This window comes from Pseudomonas sp. EL_65y_Pfl2_R95, assembly GCF_963971045.1.
Taxonomy (GTDB): Bacteria; Pseudomonadota; Gammaproteobacteria; order Pseudomonadales; family Pseudomonadaceae; genus Aquipseudomonas.
Map to the genome: position 1 here is coordinate 372821 of NZ_CAXAOV010000004.1, position 19047 is coordinate 391867.

General features: G+C 56.5%; 16 protein-coding genes. 9 read left to right on the top strand and 7 right to left on the bottom strand.

All coding sequences use genetic code 11. The annotated features are described in order from the left end of the window. Positions 1-168 precede the first annotated feature (168 nt). The 3 genes from AACY09_RS15150 to AACY09_RS15160 all read left to right on the top strand — a co-directional run bounded on the left by AACY09_RS15150 (position 169) and on the right by AACY09_RS15160 (position 2989). The gene (locus tag AACY09_RS15150) at positions 169-1194 is read left to right on the top strand and encodes a LysM peptidoglycan-binding domain-containing protein (RefSeq protein WP_339489168.1); all 1026 of its coding nucleotides are present in this window, start codon (positions 169-171) and stop codon (positions 1192-1194) included. 76 nt (positions 1195-1270) lie between these two features. After that, positions 1271-2383 (top strand): DNA-processing protein DprA, encoded by a 1113-nt coding sequence (gene dprA, locus AACY09_RS15155; protein ID WP_445323854.1) that lies wholly within the window; start codon positions 1271-1273, stop codon positions 2381-2383. A 57-nt stretch (positions 2384-2440) separates the two neighbouring features. Further along, positions 2441-2989: an L-threonylcarbamoyladenylate synthase gene (locus AACY09_RS15160; RefSeq protein ID WP_339489171.1), complete on the top strand. Its 549-nt coding sequence runs from the start codon at positions 2441-2443 to the stop codon at positions 2987-2989. 51 nt (positions 2990-3040) lie between these two features. On the opposite strand, the gene AACY09_RS15165 is transcribed toward AACY09_RS15160, so the two are convergent. Continuing rightward, positions 3041-4018 carry an NADPH:quinone reductase gene (locus AACY09_RS15165; RefSeq protein WP_339489174.1) on the bottom strand — a complete coding sequence of 326 codons (978 nt, stop codon included), beginning with the start codon at positions 4016-4018 and terminating at the stop codon, positions 3041-3043. A 197-nt stretch (positions 4019-4215) separates the two neighbouring features. On the opposite strand from AACY09_RS15165, the gene hemF reads away from it, so the two are divergent. From hemF to aroE, 3 genes are read left to right on the top strand one after another with little or no spacing between them, the layout of a single operon-like run. Continuing rightward, positions 4216-5130: an oxygen-dependent coproporphyrinogen oxidase gene (gene hemF / locus AACY09_RS15170; RefSeq protein ID WP_339489176.1), complete on the top strand. Its 915-nt coding sequence runs from the start codon at positions 4216-4218 to the stop codon at positions 5128-5130. Between the two features lie 5 nt (positions 5131-5135). After that, entirely contained in the window at positions 5136-5738 is a 603-nt protein-coding gene (locus tag AACY09_RS15175) for a transglycosylase SLT domain-containing protein (protein ID WP_445323858.1), read from the top strand. A gap of 53 nt (positions 5739-5791) precedes the next feature. Then, positions 5792-6613 (top strand): shikimate dehydrogenase, encoded by an 822-nt coding sequence (gene aroE / locus AACY09_RS15180; RefSeq protein ID WP_339489178.1) that lies wholly within the window; start codon positions 5792-5794, stop codon positions 6611-6613. Between the two features lie 8 nt (positions 6614-6621). On the opposite strand, the gene AACY09_RS15185 is transcribed toward aroE, so the two are convergent. The 3 genes from AACY09_RS15185 to betC all read right to left on the bottom strand — a co-directional run bounded on the left by AACY09_RS15185 (position 6622) and on the right by betC (position 10918). Continuing rightward, positions 6622-8190: a SulP family inorganic anion transporter gene (locus AACY09_RS15185; RefSeq protein ID WP_339489179.1), complete on the bottom strand. Its 1569-nt coding sequence runs from the start codon at positions 8188-8190 to the stop codon at positions 6622-6624. A gap of 207 nt (positions 8191-8397) precedes the next feature. Then, positions 8398-9321 (bottom strand): choline ABC transporter substrate-binding protein, encoded by a 924-nt coding sequence (choX, locus tag AACY09_RS15190; RefSeq protein WP_339489181.1) that lies wholly within the window; start codon positions 9319-9321, stop codon positions 8398-8400. A gap of 82 nt (positions 9322-9403) precedes the next feature. Further along, positions 9404-10918 (bottom strand): choline-sulfatase, encoded by a 1515-nt coding sequence (betC, locus tag AACY09_RS15195; protein WP_339489183.1) that lies wholly within the window; start codon positions 10916-10918, stop codon positions 9404-9406. A gap of 113 nt (positions 10919-11031) precedes the next feature. Between betC and AACY09_RS15200 the strand changes: the two genes are divergently transcribed. Both AACY09_RS15200 and pbpG read left to right on the top strand, forming a co-directional pair. Continuing rightward, positions 11032-11940 (top strand): choline sulfate utilization transcriptional regulator, encoded by a 909-nt coding sequence (locus AACY09_RS15200; RefSeq protein WP_339489186.1) that lies wholly within the window; start codon positions 11032-11034, stop codon positions 11938-11940. Positions 11941-12084: 144 nt separating this feature from the next. Further along, positions 12085-13002 carry a D-alanyl-D-alanine endopeptidase gene (pbpG, locus tag AACY09_RS15205; RefSeq protein WP_339489188.1) on the top strand — a complete coding sequence of 306 codons (918 nt, stop codon included), beginning with the start codon at positions 12085-12087 and terminating at the stop codon, positions 13000-13002. Positions 13003-13079: 77 nt separating this feature from the next. Here pbpG and AACY09_RS15210 read toward each other — a convergent pair whose 3' ends face one another. Next, the gene (locus tag AACY09_RS15210) at positions 13080-15650 is read right to left on the bottom strand and encodes a TRAP transporter permease (RefSeq protein ID WP_339489190.1); all 2571 of its coding nucleotides are present in this window, start codon (positions 15648-15650) and stop codon (positions 13080-13082) included. A 165-nt stretch (positions 15651-15815) separates the two neighbouring features. Then, positions 15816-16787, bottom strand: coding sequence for a TAXI family TRAP transporter solute-binding subunit (locus AACY09_RS15215; protein ID WP_339489191.1), 972 nt, complete (start codon positions 16785-16787; stop codon positions 15816-15818). Between the two features lie 218 nt (positions 16788-17005). Here AACY09_RS15215 and AACY09_RS15220 point away from each other — a divergent pair, with 218 nt between their 5' ends. Continuing rightward, positions 17006-18037 (top strand): AraC family transcriptional regulator, encoded by a 1032-nt coding sequence (locus AACY09_RS15220; protein ID WP_339489384.1) that lies wholly within the window; start codon positions 17006-17008, stop codon positions 18035-18037. A gap of 8 nt (positions 18038-18045) precedes the next feature. On the opposite strand, the gene AACY09_RS15225 is transcribed toward AACY09_RS15220, so the two are convergent. Next, entirely contained in the window at positions 18046-19008 is a 963-nt protein-coding gene (locus tag AACY09_RS15225) for an NAD-dependent epimerase/dehydratase family protein (protein WP_339489192.1), read from the bottom strand. Between the last annotated feature and the right edge of the window lie 39 nt (positions 19009-19047).

Here is a 19047-nt window from a genome sequence, read left to right on the forward strand (position 1 = left end):
ACGAAAATTGCTCATTTAGAACACCTAAACTGCGCCTTTTCGCCTGTCAAAGCCTTGTCTTGACTTCGCTCGTGACGTTTTCACACACCCTGTTGTCGCATTTCTATTGGGGCTAGGTTGCAGCGCTAGGGCGCTTCACAGAAGACACATAATAAAGGGATTCACCGCATGAGGAAATCACTACTCGCTATGCTGCTACTTGCAGTTAGCGGTTTGGCCCAGGCAGATGTGCAACTAAAGGATGGTCATCCGGACCGTTACACAGTAGTCAAGGGCGATACCTTATGGGATATCTCCGGACGATTCCTGCGTGAACCCTGGAAGTGGCCAGAGATTTGGCACGCCAACCCACAGGTTGAAAATCCGCACCTGATCTACCCTGGCGACACGCTGAGCCTGGTTTATGTCGATGGTCAGCCACGCCTGGTGCTCAATCGTGGCGCTTCACGCGGTACCATCAAGCTGTCGCCAAAAGTGCGCAGCACGCCGATGGCTGAAGCTATTCCAGCCATTCCGTTGGAAGCCATCAACAGTTTCTTGCTGTACAACCGCATTATTGATGATCCCAAGGACTTTGAACGTGCCCCTTATATCGTTGCCGGCGATGCCGAGCGCGTAGTCAGTGGCGCGGGCGACCGTATCTACGCACGGGGAAAGTTCAGCACCACGACGCCTAATTACGGGATTTTCCGTCAGGGCAAGAGCTACTTCGATCCAGAAACCAAAGAGTTTCTCGGGATCAATGCCGATGACATCGGTGGTGGCGAGATTGTTGCCGAAGAAGGCGACATCGGCACCATGGAGCTGCGTCGCAGCACTCAGGAAGTGCGTAATGGCGACCGCCTGTTTGTTAACGAAGAGCGGGCGATCAACTCGACATTTATGCCGAGCGAGCCGGCTGGCGACGTTAAAGGCTTGATCATCGACGTACCCCGTGGGGTCAATCAAATTGGCCAGTTTGACGTGGTCACCATCAACAAAGGCTCGCGTGACGGCCTGGTGGTTGGCAACGTGCTGGCCGTATACAAGACGGGCGAGACGGTTCGCGACCGCGTTACTGGCGATTCGGTGAAGATCCCAGACGAACGTGCAGGTTTGATGATGGTGTTCCGCACCTACAACAAGCTCAGCTACGGTTTGGTCCTGCATGCCAGCCGCAACCTGGCGGTGCTCGACAAAGTACGTAACCCGTAACCCGTAACGCCTGAAAGCCCAGCGCTTGCTGGGCTTTTTAGCCATACGCATCAGTGTATGGCGCGACCGATCAAGGATGATCAGCATGTCGCCACTCTTCAGCTCCAGCGCTCCACCCTCTCCTGCTGAACTCGAAGCACGCATCCGTTTGCATTGCTTACCTGAGCTCGGCCCCAAACGATTGCAAAAACTGCTCAGCGCCTTTGGCACGGCCTCCTCTGCGCTCAGCGCTCCCGCGTCGTCTTGGCGCGCGCTCGGCTTGCCAGCGGCGTGTAGCGATGCACGGCGCAGCAGCACAGTGCGCGAGCAGGCCAGCAGTACCTTGCGTTGGTTGGAGCAGTCCGATAACCACCTGCTGATGTGGGACTCGGACCAGTATCCGGCATTGTTGGCTGAGCTTAGCGATGCGCCGCCGCTGCTGTTTGTCCGCGGTAATCCGGGTTTGCTTGAGCTACCGCAACTGGCCATGGTTGGCAGCCGACGCGCCTCAACGCCCGGTCTGGATACTGCCCTACGCTTTGCCAAGAGCCTTGCCGCGGGCGGCTTTGTGATTACCAGCGGTTTGGCGTTAGGTATTGATGGCGCTGCGCATCAAGGCGCGCTGGATGCACAGGGCAAGACCATTGCGGTAATGGGGACGGGATTGGAACGCATGTACCCTGCCCGGCACCGCACCCTGGCGGCAGATATCGTTGCCAGTGGTGGCGCGCTGGTATCCGAGTTACCCCTGACAAGCCCGGCCCATGCAAGTCACTTCCCGAGGCGCAATCGCATTATCAGCGGCTTATCTCTTGGGGTGTTGGTGGTTGAGGCCAGCCCATCGAGTGGTTCGTTGATCACGGCGCGGCTGGCTGCCGAGCAAGGCCGTGAGGTGTATGCGATTCCCGGTTCAATTCATCATCCCGGTGCACGGGGTTGTCATCAGTTGATTCGTGATGGCGCGACGTTGGTTGAAAGCATTGAGCATATTCTTGAGGCGTTACGCGGTTGGCAGGGTGTGTCGCCAGTAGTGGATGTCCCTGCTCCAGTCAGCCACCCATTGCTTGAATTGTTATTTGCCGCGCCGCAAAGCAGCGAAGCCTTGGTGCTGGCCAGCGGTTGGTCATTGGTTGAGGTGCTGGCGGCCCTGACTGAGCTTGAACTGGAAGGCCGGGTCAGCTGCGAGGCCGGTCGCTGGTATGCGCGCTAGTCAATTGATCCAGGGCTTCGCTACACTGCGCAGCATGGGTCCAATGGAGCACAATTGATGTGGCAATTACAGCAGGCCGCGCGGGTGGTGATGCAAGGGGGCGTGATTGCCTATCCAACAGAGGCGGTCTGGGGACTGGGCTGTGACCCCTGGGATGAGCTGGCGGTCATGCGCCTGCTGGCGCTGAAAAATCGGCCAATGAACAAAGGCCTGATATTGGTTGCTGACAATATCCGCCAGTTTGATTTTCTGATCGAAGACTTGCCGGACATCTGGCAAGACCGTTTGGCCAGTATGTGGCCGGGGCCAACCACTTGGCTGGTGCCGCATCAGGATCGTCTGCCTGAGTGGATCACCGGCCAGCACAACAGCGTGGCGCTGCGCGTCAGCGATCACCCGTTGGTGCGCGAGTTATGCGCCCTCACCGGCCCGTTGGTTTCCACCTCGGCCAACCCTGCTGGCCGCCCTGCCGCACGGAGTCGATTGCGGATTGAACAGTATTTTCCGGGTCAACTCGATCAGGTCTTGAATGGGGCCTTGGGCGGGCGCAAGAATCCGAGTTTGATTCGCGATCTTATCAGCGGCGACGTAGTGCGCCCTTCTTAGGGCGCAGGCAGACCCACTCGCTTAGCAGCCTGAGCCAGTGGGTCATCAGCTTTACGGCAGAAGGATTGTCGAGCCAGTGGTTTGACGAGCGCTCAAGGCAATTTGTGCTTGGGCCGCTTCAGCCAGTGGATAACGCTGACTGATCTCGACCTCAAGCTTGCCACGGGTGATCATGCCGAACAGATCATCTGCCATGTTTTGCAGACGCTCAGGGGTGTCGGCGTAGCTAGCCAGAGTCGGCCGAGTCACGAACAACGCGCCCTTCTGCGCAAGAATCCCCAGATTGACCCCACTCACAGCACCAGAGGCATTGCCAAAGCTGACCAGCAGGCCACGCGGCGCTACGCAATCGAGTGAGGTTTCCCAGGTGTCTTTGCCAACACCGTCATACACCACTGGGCATTTCTTGCCATTAGTTAGCTCAAGCACCCGCTCAGCGACATTTTCATGACTGTAGTTAATGGTCGCCCAAGCGCCCTGTTGCATCGCACGCTCGGCTTTTTCAGCAGTGCTGACCGTACCAATGAGTTTCACGTCGAGGGCTTTTGCCCACTGGCAGGCGAATGAGCCCACTCCGCCGGCAGCGGCATGAAAGAGAACCGTTTCACCGCCTTGCAATTCAAAGGTCTGGCGCAGCAGGTATTGCACGGTCAGGCCTTTAAGCATGACGGCCGAAGCCTGTTCAAAGCTGATAGCGTCAGGCAATTTCACCAGTTTGCTTGCAGGCAGCACATGTAACTGGCTGTATGCGCCCAATGGGCCGGTGGCGTATGCCACGCGGTCGCCGACTTGAAATTGAGTGACGCCTGCGCCGACTGCTTCAACAATGCCCGCACCTTCGGTACCCAAGCCAGATGGCAGTGCCGGCGGTTGATACAGGCCACTGCGAAAATAGGTGTCGATAAAGTTGAGTCCGATAGCCTGGTTCTGCACCCGCACTTCACCGGCGCCAGGGGCTGCCGGTTGATGCTCAACAAACTCGAGTACTTCAGGGCCGCCGTGGCTGCTAAATTGGATGCGCTTGGTCATTGCTGGCTCCGTATCAAGGTTATTGGTTAGTTGCCTAATGATGCACCTGACAGAGGGTTTTGGCACCCGTTACTGGGCATCTATCGTCGGATTGACACGTGTCAACTGCGCTCACCGAGGTGCAAATGGTATGCTGGCCGCCGATTTCGTCGCACATCTTAAGTCGTGCGGCTTAACCCGCTTTTCAAGGTGGCGCCGTGAGTGACCGTACTGAGGCTGTAAAGGCCTATTTGCTGGATCTGCAAGACCGAATTTGTTCTGCCCTGCAGGCTGAAGATGGCAGCAACCACTTCATCGAAGATGCGTGGCAGCGTCCGGCCGGTGGCGGTGGCCGTACTCGGGTGATTGAAAATGGCGGCCTGATCGAGAAAGGTGGGGTCAACTTTTCTCATGTCTTTGGCACCGGCTTGCCACCCTCTGCCAGTGCGCATCGTCCCGAGCTTGCCGGCCGTGGATTCGAGGCCATGGGCGTGTCGCTGGTGATTCACCCAAACAACCCTTATGTGCCGACGTCACACGCCAATGTACGGTTTTTCATCGCCGAGAAAGAAGGCGAAGAAGCCGTCTGGTGGTTTGGCGGTGGTTTCGACCTGACCCCCTATTATGCTAACGAAGAAGACTGTGTGCATTGGCACCAGGTCGCGCAAAAGGCCTGCGAACCCTTCGGCGCAGACGTTTACCCGCGTTATAAGGAATGGTGTGACCGCTACTTTCATATCAAGCACCGCAATGAGCCACGGGGTATCGGCGGCCTGTTTTTTGATGACCTGAATGAGTGGGATTTCGACACCAGCTTTGCCTTCTTGCGCGCCATTGGCGATGCCTACCTTGAGGCTTACATGCCCATAGTGCAGCGCCGCAAAGCCATGGCATATACCGAGCAGCAGCGCGAGTTCCAGGCATTTCGCCGTGGCCGCTATGTTGAGTTCAATCTGGTGTATGACCGCGGCACCTTGTTCGGCCTGCAGTCGGGTGGGCGCACCGAGTCGATCCTGATGTCGCTGCCGCCGCATGTGCGTTGGGGTTATGACTGGAAAGCCGAGCCGGGCACTGAGGAAGCCCGTTTGACCGAGTATTACCTGACAGACCGAGACTGGTTGGCCAAGGTTTGAATATCATCGGGCAAGGACGCATCGCTGCTCTACTGGCCGCATTAGCGCTGCTGGTGGGGTGTTCGACGGCTCCGCCTAAGGACCAGAACAACCTGTGCAATATCTACCGTGAGTACCCGGACTGGTACGAAGACTCACTGGATATGCAAGACGCCTACGGCACACCGATAAATGTGGCGATGGCGATCATCAAGCAGGAAAGTAGCTACGTGGAAGACGCCCTGCCGCCAAGGGCTTATTTGTTGTGGGTGATTCCGTGGGGGCGGGTCAGCTCGGCATACGGTTATGCACAGGCCCAGGACCCGGTGTGGGGCGAATACAAGGACCAGACTGGCAACGGTGGCTCGCGTGATGATTTTGAAGATGCGATCATGTTTGTCGGCTGGTACACCAACGGCACGCAGCGCACCTTGGGCGTGTCCAAGTGGGACGCTTACAATCAGTATCTGGCCTATCACGAAGGCCGGGGTGGCTACAGTCGCGGCACTTATCGCAGTAAAGCCTGGCTGATGCAGGTGGCGCGTAAGGTCGAGCAGCAAGCAAAGAACTATGGCTGGCAACTGAAAGGGTGCCGGGCCGAATTGGAGAGCAACCGCAGTTGGTGGTAACCCCATCTGCGTGATTGATAGACGTTAACAGCGGTACGAGCAAGGATTTGAACATGGACCGTTACGGCGTATTCGGTAACCCAATTGGCCACAGTAAGTCGCCGTTGATCCACCGCTTGTTTGCTGAGCAAACCAATCAACAACTCAGCTATGAGCCTCTACTGGCACCGCTGGAAGGCTTTAGTGAGTTTGCCCTGGCGTTCTTTGGCGAGGGCAAGGGCGCCAATGTTACCGTGCCATTTAAGCAGCAGGCATTTGCGTTAGCAGACAGCCTATCAGCGCGTGCGCAGCGGGCTGGTGCGGTTAACACCCTGAAGAAACTGTTGGACGGCACGCTGGTGGGTGATAACACCGACGGCGCCGGGCTGGTGCGTGATCTACAGATCAATGCCGGGTTCTTTTTACGTGGCAAGCGCATCTTGTTGCTAGGCGCTGGCGGCGCTGTAAGAGGGATTATCGAGCCCTTTATGGCCGAACAGCCAAGCTGTTTGGTGATCGCCAATCGGACCGTTGAAAAGGCCGAACAACTGGCTCAGCAGTTCGCTGACCTGGGTCCCATTGTAGCCAGTGGTTTTGACTGGATTGACGCGCCGGTGGACCTGATCGTCAACGGCACCTCCGCCAGCCTGGCCGGCGATGTACCGCCGATTGCGAGCAGCCTGATCAAGCCCGGTCACACGGTGTGCTATGACATGATGTATGGCAACCAAGCCACTGCATTCAATCGTTGGGCCGCCGAACAAGGCGCCGCCCGCACCATCGATGGCTTGGGAATGTTGGTCGAGCAGGCCGCTGAAGCGTTCTTTGTGTGGCGTGGCGTGCGTCCGGCAACCGGGCCGGTGCTGGCTGAACTGCGGCGTCTGCTGGCCGAGTAAGGTCAGAATCAGTCCTCGAACATCACCGGGCACTGCTCAGCCCCCTCAAGCTTTTGAATTTCTTCGAGTACCTGAGGGCGTGCGCGGCGAATGATCAGGTTGCGCTTTAGCCCGCGCAGGCGCCGCGCTTCTTGATGAAGCATTTCAACCCCGGCGTAATCAATGAAATTGACGTGGTGGGCATCAATAATCACCCGCTCACCCCGGCTGCGCTGAATGATCTGTTGCAGGTAATGGCAGGCGCCAAAGAAGATCGAGCCTTCAACGCGCAAGAGTTCTTCGTCACCGTCTTGCCAAAACTTCACGCGCGGCTGTGAAGTGCGTTTCAGGTAGAAAAATAGCGAAGCCAGCACTCCGGCATAGATCGCTGTTTGCAACTCCAGGACCAAGGTTGCAGCCAGGGTCAACAGCATCACCAAAAATTCGGAACGGCTGACCCGGTACAGGGCTTTAACCCCGGCAATATCGACTAAGCCCCAGCAGATCAGCAAAATCCCTGCAGCCATGCACGGCAGCGGAATGTGCTCAATCAGCTGCGCGCCAAACAAGGCAAACAGCGCCACAAGTATCGCCGAGAACACCCCAGCCAGCGGCGAACGCGCGCCGGCCTGGAGGTTGAGTGCTGAGCGGGTAAATGAGCCTGCCGACAGCGAGCCGGAGAACCATGGGCCGATAATGTTAGACAAACCTTGTGCCCGCACCTCTTGGTTGGCATCCAGAAACTGTTGCGATTTGCTCGCCAGCGAGCGGGCAATGGACAAGCTGGTGACGAGCCCAAGCATGCCGCAAGCGATGGCCGCCGGTAGTAATTGCAGCACGCTCTCGAGATCAAAATCGAGCCACACCAGAGGCGGCAGTTTGCCCTCGAATGCGCTGACCAATGTGACATGCCCGAGTTGTTGCGGCAGCACCACTACCGCGAGGCTGCCCGCTATCAGGCTGACCAGCAGCGCCGGGCCGCGGGGCCAGAACTGTTTGCACAGCACACTTAGAATCAGGGTGAATGCAGCCAGCGCCACCGAGCGCCAGTCACTCTCGCCGAGGTGTTGGCCAATGTTGACCAGTGAACTGAGGGCGGTTTTCTGACTGGGTATGTCAATGCCGAGCAAGTTGGGCAATTGTCCCAAGGCAATCACCACGGCCGCGCCTAGGGTGAAGCCGAGCACCACCGAGTGTGAAACGAAGTTGACCAAGGCGCCAAAGCGCATCAGCCCGAGCACCCACTGGAATAATCCGGCGATAAAGCTGAGGAGCAGGATCAGCGCGACAAAGTCGTCACTGCCGGGCGTGGCCAATGGGCTGACGCTGGTGAACAGGACAATTGAAATAGCCGCCGTTGGTCCGCAGATCAAGTGCCATGAAGAGCCCCAGAGCGAGGCAATAATAACCGGCACAATCGCCGCGTAGAGCCCATATTCAGGTGGCAGCCCGGCAATCAGCGCGTAGGCGATCGACTGCGGCAACGCCAGAATTGCTCCGGTCAAGCCGACCAAGGCGTCGTTGCCTAAGGTTTCCCGGCTGGTGCGCGGCAGCCAGCGCAAAAACGGCAGCAGGCTTTGCAGGCTAGGACGACGCATTAGCGAGTTGTCACGACTGAGTTGCAGTGCATGGCATGCAGGACCTTAAACAACTTAATAATACGCATCAGTATGGCGTATTTCACTCCGGCTATTGCGAGGAATGCCGCGTTGTGTGAGTGCTTTCCAGGCTTGCGCTCAGGTGTATCCGCGAGATATGGCGGGGTTAGGTCTAAATGGCCTTAACCCCGCCCGCTGCATAAAGGCTTATAACTTGGCCTGTACCGCTTTAAGACCATCGCCACCATCAAGGGTTTTAACCCCGTCGAGCCAGCCTTCAACCACGTCTGGGTTAGCGCTCATCCAGGCTTTGACGGCGTCAGAGTTACTGGCTTTTTTGCTCAGAACTTTATCCATCACCGAGTTTTCCATCTCTTGGGTAAAACTGAGGTTGCTCAGCAGCTTGCCAACATTCGGGCACTGCTGTGCATAGCCTTTGCGTGCGAGGGTGTTCACGCTGCCGGTTTCACCGAAGTAGGCTTCGCCACCTTTAAGGTATTTCATGTCGTACTGGACATTCATCGGGTGCGGTGTCCAGCCGAGGAAGACCACGAATTGCTCGCGTTTTACGGCGCGACCGACCTGAACCAGCATGGCTTGCTCGCTGGACTCAACCAGCTTCCAGTCCTTGAGGTTGAAGTCGTTGGTATCAATCATCTTGCGGATCGACTCATTACCGGGTGAGCCAGACGCAATGCCGTAAAGTTTGTGGTCGAACTTGTCGGCGAATTTGTTCAGGTCGGCAAAGGTTTTTACCCCTGCGTCATACGCGTAGGCCGGTACGGCGAGTGTGTATTCGGTGCCGCTGAGGTTTTGCTTGATATTGTCGACTTTGCCGTTGGCGACAAACTTGTCGTAGTTGCTTTGCTGGGCAGGCATCCAGTTGCCCATGAATACATCGACCTGACCTTTTTGCAGGCCGGCGAAGATGATTGGCACCGCCAATGTCTGGGTTTGGCTTTTATAGCCAAGGCTGTCGAGAATGAAACCGGTGACACCATTGGTCACGGCAATATCGCTCCAGCCCGGATCGCCCAACTTCACCGTACTGCAGCTAGCGTCCTCCGCTTGGGCACCAATGCTGGCGGCCAATAACAGGCTACCTGCGAAAATAGGTGTGAATGTTTTCATGCCTTCTCCTTTGTTATGTTTTTTCCTGCCTCAGCTTTTAGCTGACGACAGTCAGTGATGGCAGTTCAATTAAATTAGGTTATCACGCGTCTACATGAGGATAGCGGGCGCGCCGCTCAAGGTCGTCAAGGTCGATATGGTTGCGCATGTATTGCTGGCTGGCATCGACCATTGGCTGGTGGTCCCAGCTCTTCAGCGTACCTTGACGCAGGGCGTCTGCAACGAGCCGTCTACGGCGTTGGCTGGCCAGGGTTGCGTTGTGGATGGCTGGAATATCCCACTGGTCCCAAGCTTCTTGAAGTAAGTCTGCAAGCACCTTCTGATAATCATTGGCGTTGGCCAGATTTTCCCGCTCTTGCGGGTCGTTGCGCACATCGAACAGCATCAGCGGATCGACTTCCGAGAAGATCAGCTTGTAGTCCCCCCGGCGAATCATCATCAGTGGGCTGTTGCTGCCCTCGGCCATGTATTCGCCGAGTACATGATCGTGGCCTTCGCCGGTTTTCAGGTGCGAGAGCAGTGAGTGGCCATCGAGGGCTAAGTCGGGATCGACCTTGCCCCCAGCTAACTCAACGAAGGTGGGCAGCAAGTCCATGGTCGATACAGATTGGCTGACCCGCCGCGCCGCGAAGCGCTTGGGTGCATGGACCAGCATTGGCACCCGGGCCGACATCTCATACCATTGCATTTTGTACCAAAGGCCGCGCTCACCGAGCATGTCGCCGTGATCGCCCGAGAAAACGATGATGGTGTCATCATCCAGGCCACAGGCTTTGAGGGTTTTCAGCAGCTTGCCGATATTGCTGTCGATATAGCTGCAGGCGCCGTAGTAGGCGCGGCGTGCGTCCTTGATTTTGTCATCAGGCAGCGGCTTGTCCCACAGGTCGATGACCTTCATTACGCGTTTGGCGTGCGCGTCTTGTTGGTCTTGTTCGAGGGTGTGTTTGGGCAGGTTGATATCAACGCCTTCATACATATCCCAAAATTCGCGGGTAATGGTGTAGGGGTCGTGCGGATGAGTCATCGATACCGTCAGGCAGAAGGGCTGATCGGTGCCGGCGCGCACATGGTCGTATATATACTGCTGCGCCTTGAACACCACCTCTTCGTCAAAATCCAGCTGGTTGCTGCGTACGCACGGCCCAGCCTGCAGCACGGATGACATGTTGTGGTACCAGCTCAGGCGTTCATCGGGGGCATCCCAGTTGACCGACCAGCCGTAATCCGCTGGATAAATGTCGCTGGTCAGGCGCTCTTCAAAGCCATGCAGTTGGTCAGGGCCACAGAAGTGCATCTTGCCGGACAACGCGGTGCGATAACCCAGTTGGCGCAAATAGTGCGCATACGTGGGCACGTCACCGGGCAAATCCGCCGCATTATCGTAGGCGCCGATTTTGCTCGGCAATTGGCCACTCACCAAGGTGAAGCGCGATGGTGCGCACAGCGGGCTGTTGCAATAGGCCGAGTCGAACACCACCGCTGACTCAGCCAGTTGCATCAGGTTGGGCATTTTGATCTGCGAGTCAGCGTCGTGCAGAGGCAGGATCGGCGCGGCCATCTGGTCGGCCATGATGAAGAGAATATTTGGGCGAGTCATGGCAGGCCTGTTTTCCATATAAATAATTTATGCGACATTGCTGGATCTATAATCAAGCCAACTAAAACTGGGGTAAACCCACATCAAACACATAGCTTGGATAACTTCAGCTTATGCATGACGTCTTCAGCGACTTGTCCCTTGATGTGTTGCGCGTGTTTGAATCTGCCGCTCGCCAGTTGAGTTTTACCGCTGCAGCCTCCGAGCTAGGAACCAGCCAGCCCGCTATAAGCCAGCAGATAAAACGCCTTGAGCACCGCTTGCAGACCCGGTTATTTGACCGGGTTTACCGCGGCATTGTCCTCACAGAGGCCGGCGAGCTTTTACTGCAGTACGTTCAGGATGGTCTGGCGACGCTTGATGCAGGGTTGCAAGCGGTGTCCGCACAGCAACAACACGAAGTCCTCCAGGTTGCGACAGATTTTGCTTTTGCCGCGTATTGGCTGATGCCGCGGCTGAAACGCTTCAACCAGCTTTATCCAGAGGTGGATGTCAGTCTGCTGACCGGGGAGCGGGATCTTGGCGCGTTGTCGACGCAAATCGATGTGGCAATTGCCTTTGGTGATGGTCGGGTGAAGAACGGCCAGTCGCAACTGCTATTTGCCGAAGAGGTGTACCCGGTGTGTAGCGCACAACTGCTCAAAGGCTTGGCTCAACCTCTATCTCCAGCGGTGTTGGCGCAGTTGCCACTGCTGCATTTGCGCCCTGAAAGCCGCGCGAGCTGGCTGGACTGGCAGGGCTTGTTTACCGCGCTCGGCATTGCTGAAGCGCCGAGCCCCGGCAGCCTGCGATTCGACAACTACACCTTGTTGATTCAAGCGGCTATCGCCGGGCAGGGCGTGGCTATTGGCTGGCGCCACTTGGTCGATGAACTGCTGGAGCAGGGCTTGCTCTGTCGAGCCTGTGAAGGTGGCGCTCGTTCCGAGCTGGGTTATTACCTGGTGCTGCCTGAGCGCAAACGCCGTCAGCGGATCACCCAACAGTTTGTGGAATGGTTGCAAGGTGAGCTGACAGGCGCATAAGTCAGCATGGTCTAAGCTGTTTGCAGACGAAAGGTCGGAACGTCATTGGCTCAGGGGGCTCCAAGAACCCTGGGTGAATTCCGTATACTTAGGGCGCTTGAATATACTGTTCAGGTTCTCTCCACTTTGCTCAGTGAGCCTCTCTTGAAAATTCGTCGTTCGATAGTCAGTTTGTTGCTGGTTTGCAGCAGCGTCGTAGCTACATCAAATGTGCAGGCTGCGAGCAAAACGCCCGCTCGCCAGGAGCTTGCTGCGGGCAGTGCGTTATTGGTCGATTTGAACACCAACAAGGTGCTCTATTCGAGCAATCCCAATATGGTTCTGCCGATCGCTTCAGTGACCAAGCTGATGACGGCTGTGGTCACCTTGGATGCCAAGTTGCCGATGGACCAGATGCTCGACATTAATATTGCCGACACTCAAGAAATGCGGGGAGTCTTTTCTCGAGTGCGAGTCGGCAGTGAGGTTAGCCGAAGGACCATGCTGCTGCTGGCGCTAATGTCATCCGAAAACCGTGCTGCGGCGAGCCTTGCTCATCACTACCCTGGTGGCCAGACGGCTTTTATTGCCGCCATGAACGCCAAGGCACGGGCGCTGGGTATGAAAAACACCCATTACGTTGAGCCGACTGGCCTGTCGCCGCATAACGTTTCAACCGCAACTGATCTGGTATTGCTGCTCAAGGCCACACGTAACTATCCGCTGCTTAGTGAGCTCAGCACTTCTGACGATAAGACCGTAGCCTTCCATAAGCCTAATTACAGCCTGGGCTTTCGCAATACCAATGGCTTGGTGCGCAAGGCCAACTGGAATGTGCAGCTGACTAAAACTGGTTACACCGATGAAGCCGGCCATTGCCTAGTGATGCGCACGGTGATGAACAAGCAGCAGGTGGCTTTTGTTGTGCTTGATGCATTTGGTAAATACACCCACATGGCCGACGCCAACCGCTTGAAGAAGTGGATGGAAACCGGCGTTATCACCCCGGTCCCAGCAGCCGCTATTGCTTACCGCCAACAAAAGCAGACCCAGCGTCTGATGCAGGCACAAGCGCAGCGCTAAACCTCGACAGAGCGGCTAAATAAAAAGGCCAGCCCGGATAACCGGGCTGGCCTTTTTCGTTTAGCTTGCTAGGCGCTTTAAGCCAGAGCGGTTTGCGGCTCCGGTTCGCGTCGACGACGCTGCAGCCAGATCACCAAGGCGAACAGCAATAGCCCGGGAATCCACATCAGCTCTTTCTGCCAGTTCTCGGTCGGCGCCCGCACCAGCATGATCTGCTGGTCGAACTCGAGGCCGGCCTCAGCAGCGGGGCTGCCAAAAGTGACGTTGTCGATAAGCACCTTGTCGCCATCCATATAGGTTTGCAGGCCCAAGGTCGCCAAGCGCTCTTCACCGGTGGCGCCTTCCGGCACCGGCAGCAAGATCGAGAACTCACGGGCATCGCCCACAGCGTCTTCACCACGAATACGCATACGCAATTTGCTACCGGCTTCGACTTTGCCCAATGCCTGAGCAAACTCGGTTGGCGCGATGGTGCGATAAGGATCATGCACGATGTCCATCCAGAAACCCGGACGGAACAAGGTGAATGCCACGAGCAGCAGCAGAATGCTTTCGTACCAGCGACTTTTCACCAAGAAGTAACCTTGGGTGCCAGCCGCAAATATCAACATGGCTCCGGTTGCGACAATAAAGATCAGCACGCCGTGCCAGAAGTCGACATTGATCAACAACAGGTCCGTGTTGAAGATAAACAGGAAGGGCAACGCCGCCGTCCTGAGGCTGTAGTAGAACGCGGTGATACCGGTCTTGATCGGATCGCCTTTGGACACCGCCGCCGCCGCGAACGAGGCTAAGCCAACGGGTGGCGTCACGTCCGCCATAATGCCGAAGTAGAAGACAAACAAGTGCACCGCCACCAAGGGCACGATCAGACCGTTCTGTTGGCCGAGGGTGACAACCACAGGAGCAAGCAAGCTTGAAACCACAATGTAGTTGGCGGTGGTCGGCAAGCCCATGCCGAGGATCAAACTGAAGACGGCGGTCAGCACCAGCATCAGCAGCAAGTTGCCCATCGACAGCAGCTCAACCAGATCGGCCAGCACCAGCCCGACGCCGGTTTGCGAAACCGCGCCGACGATGATGCCCGCAGCGGCCGTGGCAATACCAATGCCGATCATATTGCGCGCGCCAGCAATCAGGCCTTCGCGAAGGTCGATAAAGCCATCTTTGAAGGTGCCATGATCATGGCTGCCATCGGTACGCAACCAGCTCAGCAGCGGGCGTTGAGTCAGCAGGATGATGGTCAGCATGACACTGCCCCAGAATGCCGACAAACCGGGGGAAAGGCGCTCGATCATCAAGCACCACACCAGCACCACTACCGGCAGCAGGAAATGCAGCCCACTGAGCAGCACTGCCCGGGTTTTTGGCAGGGTTTCCAGCGGTGCATCCGGATCTTCCGGTGGCAGCGGCGCAACGCTCGCGGCGATCTTCAGCAGGCCCAGATAGACCACGGCCAACAGCACGCCAATGCCCGGCAGAGCAAACTCGCCCAATGCCGGCTTGAGCCAGCCCAGACCGTAATAGACCACCAGAGAGATCCCGGAAATCAGGGCAACGCCGAAAGCAAAACCGGTGATACGGCGCAGCCAAGGCTTAGGCACGTGGCCGCCGATCGGCTGCAGACCAAGTTTCAGGGACTCAAGGTGGACGATGTAGAGCAGGGCAATGTAGGAAATTGCAGCCGGAAGAAATGCGTGCTTGATGATCTCGACATAGGACATGCCAATGTATTCAACCATCAGGAAGGCGGCAGCGCCCATTACGGGCGGCATGATCTGGCCGTTGACCGAGGAGGCGACTTCCACCGCGCCGGCTTTCTCCGCGGAAAACCCGGTGCGCTTCATCATCGGAATGGTGAAGGTACCAGTGGTCACCACGTTGGCGATCGAGGAGCCGGAAATCATCCCGGTCAAGCCTGATGCCACCACCGCTGCTTTCGCCGGGCCGCCACGCAGGTGACCAAGCATGCTGAACGCCAACTGGATAAAGTAATGGCCAGCGCCAGCCCGCTCGAGTAATGCCCCGAATAGCACAAACAGGAATACGAAGCTGGTGGAAACCCCCAAGGCGATACCGAACACGCCTTCTGTGGTGATCCACTGGTGGTTGGCCATGGCGCTGAAGCTGACGCCGCGATGCGCCAGCAGGCCCGGCATATAAGGTCCGGCCAGGCTGTAGATAAGAAACAGCAGGGCGATAATCGCCAACGGCGGGCCCAAGGCACGACGGGTGGCTTCAAGCAGCAACGGAATACCAATGCACGCCGTGACCAAGTCGGCGGTGGTCAAACTGCCGGGGCGTTGTGCCAGTTGCTGATAGAAAATAAACAGGTAGGCCGCACTGGCCGCTGCAAGTAGCCCCAGAGCAATATCAATTGCCGGGACATGATCGCGGGGTGATTTCTTAAACGCCGGATAAGCCAGAAACGCCAAGAGCAGGGCAAACGCCAGGTGAATCGCTCGGGTTTCAGTATCGTTGAGCACCCCAAAACCAAAAATGAACGGCAGCGGCGAAGCAATCCAGAGTTGGAACAGTGACCACAACAGGGCTAAACCGGTGATTACTGTCGCCATCGCTCCGATGGGCAAACGCGCGCCAACATCCTGGGCAATCAGTTCTTCAGTGGATAGTTGTTTTTCATCCATGGAGGGGAACCTGCATTGGAGAGTTCATTAAACAGCAAAGCCCGCAGCCATTAGCTAGCGGGCTTGCTTCACGTAAGGCTAGTTCAGTTGAGCGCTCTTCACTACCGACGAGAGCCAACTAAAGTCTGTCTGCGCACCTTTGCGGGTGCGCAGACGACGGGCTGATTACATCCAGCCGCGTTCTTTGTAGTAACGGATAGCGCCTTCGTGCAGAGGAGCGGTCAGGCCGACTTTGATCATGTCTTCTTCTTTCAGGTCCGCAAATGCAGGGTGCAGACGCTTGAAGCGATCAATGTTGTCGAACACGGCTTTAACCAGCTGGTAAACCACTTCGGGGTCAGCTTTGGCGGTGGTCGAAAGTACCGCTTTACCACCAATCGACTGAGTTGGGGCATCGTTGCCTTTGTACATCCCGCCTGGGATTTCAGCTTTGGTGTAGTAGCTTTTTTCAGTCAGCAGCTTATCGATGTCCGGGCCTGAAACAGGTACCAGTACCGCGTCAGTGGTGGTGGTTGCTTCTTGAATCGCACCGTTTGGATGACCAACAAAGTAGGTCATGGCATCGATGTTATTGTCACCCAAAGCCGAAGCTTGCTCAGCAGGTTTCAGCTCAGCAGCCAGCGAGAACGCTGACTTGTCCCAGCCTTTGACACGCATGATTTCTTCAAGGGTGTCACGCTGACCGGAACCTGGGTTACCGATATTGACGCGCTTACCTTTGAGGTCATCGACGGTTTTGATGTTGGCGTCGCGACGCGCCAGGATGGTGAACACTTCGCTTTGCAGGGAGAACACTGCACGCAGATCATCCATCGCGCCTTCAGCTTCAAATGGCGGTAAGCCCTTGAGTGCTTTGAATTGGTGGTCAGACTGCATGATACCGAAGCTGAACTCGCCACTGCGCAAACCATTGACGTTAGCCACGCCGCCGCCACTGGCAGGTGCGTTGCACTTGATGCCGTGATCGGCATTGCCACGGTTTACAAAACGACAAATGGACTGACCTGCGACGTAATAGACGCCGGTCTGGCCACCAGTGCCAATGGTGATAAATTTATCTTCGGCCTGTGCCGCGCCACTCAGAGTTATGCCTGCGAGTGCTGCTGACAGAACCCATGCTAAGGATTTGCCTTTCATGGGGAGTTCTCCTTTCTTGGTTATTGTGATCCCTCTAATGCCTTTTGAGCATAGTGGAAGGATGGAAGTTTAACCGTTCTAGAGCACCTTGCACGGAGCAATTCGTTTCTGGGCTTTTTTGGAGCGAACGTCCAACAAAACAGCAGGGTTGCCCTGGTTGATGAGGTCGTTGTGATTTGGGCTATCGTAAAGCAGCAGCATTGGGCAAAATCCCCGGCATGCACAATTCCTCCGTTAGCCATCCACATGCTTCCGTCAGCGCGAGTATCACCTTAGCGGTGCTGCATGCAGCCGTGCGGCTCGGTCTTGAGCGTGAGGCATTGCTGGTGAGCTGTGGCTTGACCGAAGCGCAGCTGGCTGATCCAGATGCACGCGTGCCGTTCACTGTTCAGGAGCACCTCTGGCAGTTACTTAGCAGCCGTTTGCCATTGGCTGAACCGGGTTTGGATGTCGGGGTAAATCTGGCGCCGGGACCGTTCAGCGTTCTTGGTTACCTGCTGCAAAGCAGTCAAACCCTGGATGACGCGCTGAAAGCGGGCATGCGTTACCAACGCCTGGTGGGCGAGGGTGGTGAGATGCACCTGCAGGAACTGGCCGAAGGCCTGCAGATACAATATCGCCCCTTGCATCCGCATCTGCCAGCCACCCGAACGCGAGTCATGGCGTTGATGGCCTGTTGGGTGCAGATGTTTAATCCGCTGCTTGAAGATTTTCATTTGCTCAGTGCGCAGTTCGCCCATGCGCAGCCTGAAGACCTGCGCTCCTATCAGCAGGTATTTGCCTGTGAGTTGCAGTTTGATTGTGCCGAGTACGCGGTGGTCTTGCCCCATGCGCTGCGCACCGCCAACCTGATTCAAGCCAACCAGCCGTTGCAGGACTTGCTTCGTCAACACGCCGAAGCGCTGTTGGCGCGCTTGCCCAGCCAAGGCATAAGTACGCGGGTGGTGGCGTTATTGGGTGAGCAATTGGCCCACGGCGAGCCGCATCGTGGCGAGTTGGCGCGTGCCCTGAACCTCAGTGAGCGCACCTTGCAACGGCGTTTAGCAGACGAGGGTTGCAGCTATCAGCAGTTGCTCAACGATACGCGCAGGCAACTGGCTGAGCGGCATTTGAGCAGCGGTAAATTACCGGCTGCCGAGATTGCGTTACTGCTGGGTTACTCGGAGCCTAGCGTGTTTTTTCGGGCCTTCCGCCAATGGACCGGTTTAACGCCCGGCGAATACCGGTCCCAGCACAACAGGCGGGGCTGAGCAGAGGCTTACTTGGCCAAGCCGATGCCTTGGGCTTTGATAAAGGCTAGAAATGCCTCGCGACTCGTGTAGCGGGGGGTGTAGCCGAACATTTGTTTCAGGCGGGTGTTGGCAAGAACCGGACGGTAACGCAAAAAATCTAGTTGCTCGGGTCCATACTGGCTGAGCCCCAGAGGTTGAAGAATGCGCAGCGCGCTTTTAATCAGCAGTGCGGGCAGGGGGCGATAGGGTTTGCCTAATAAATCGGCGATGTCGCGCAAGGTTAAAGCCCCGTCACCGGCGACATTGAAAATACCTTCGGCTTGTTTCTCCAAGCCCTGGCAAATGATATTGATCACATCCTGATCCCAGATAAATACGAAGCGGCTGTCGCTACCGCGTACGCCAAGCACCGTGCGTTTATTGAACAGGTCGGTGATCTGATTGTTCATCTGTTTGCCGAGTATGGTTCCGGCTCTGAGAATAAGCTGCTTGAGTTGAGGGCTTTTCTTACGTGCCTGCGCCAGCATCACTTCGACTTCACGTTTATGTTTGGCGTAGGCAAAACGCTCATGGCCACGCAGAGGTTGGTCTTCGTCGATCCATTCGGCGTTTTCATGGGAATAGCCGTAGGCTGCGCCCGAGCTGGTGACAATAAGTTGCTCAACCGCCTGGCTGACAGCGGCGTCAATTATGGTACGAGTGCCGCCGACATCAATGGCTTTTAGCTGATCATCGGTCATGCCTCGTGGGGGTGTTACCACCGATGCAAGGTGGACGATTGCTTGGGGTTTCCAGGCCGAAATACAAACTTTGACTTCTCGCGATTTACTGATGTCCAACTGTACAAGTTCGACATTCATGCCCACGCCTTTGCGGTTTTGTGGACGAATATCTGCCGCAATGAGTGTCCAGTCCGGGTGTTGAACGGAGAGTTGGTGCAACAACTGCTGACCAATGAATCCAGCAGAACCGGTAATTAAAACGCGCATAACACTCTCCAGGGAACCACAATTATGATGCACCGCGAC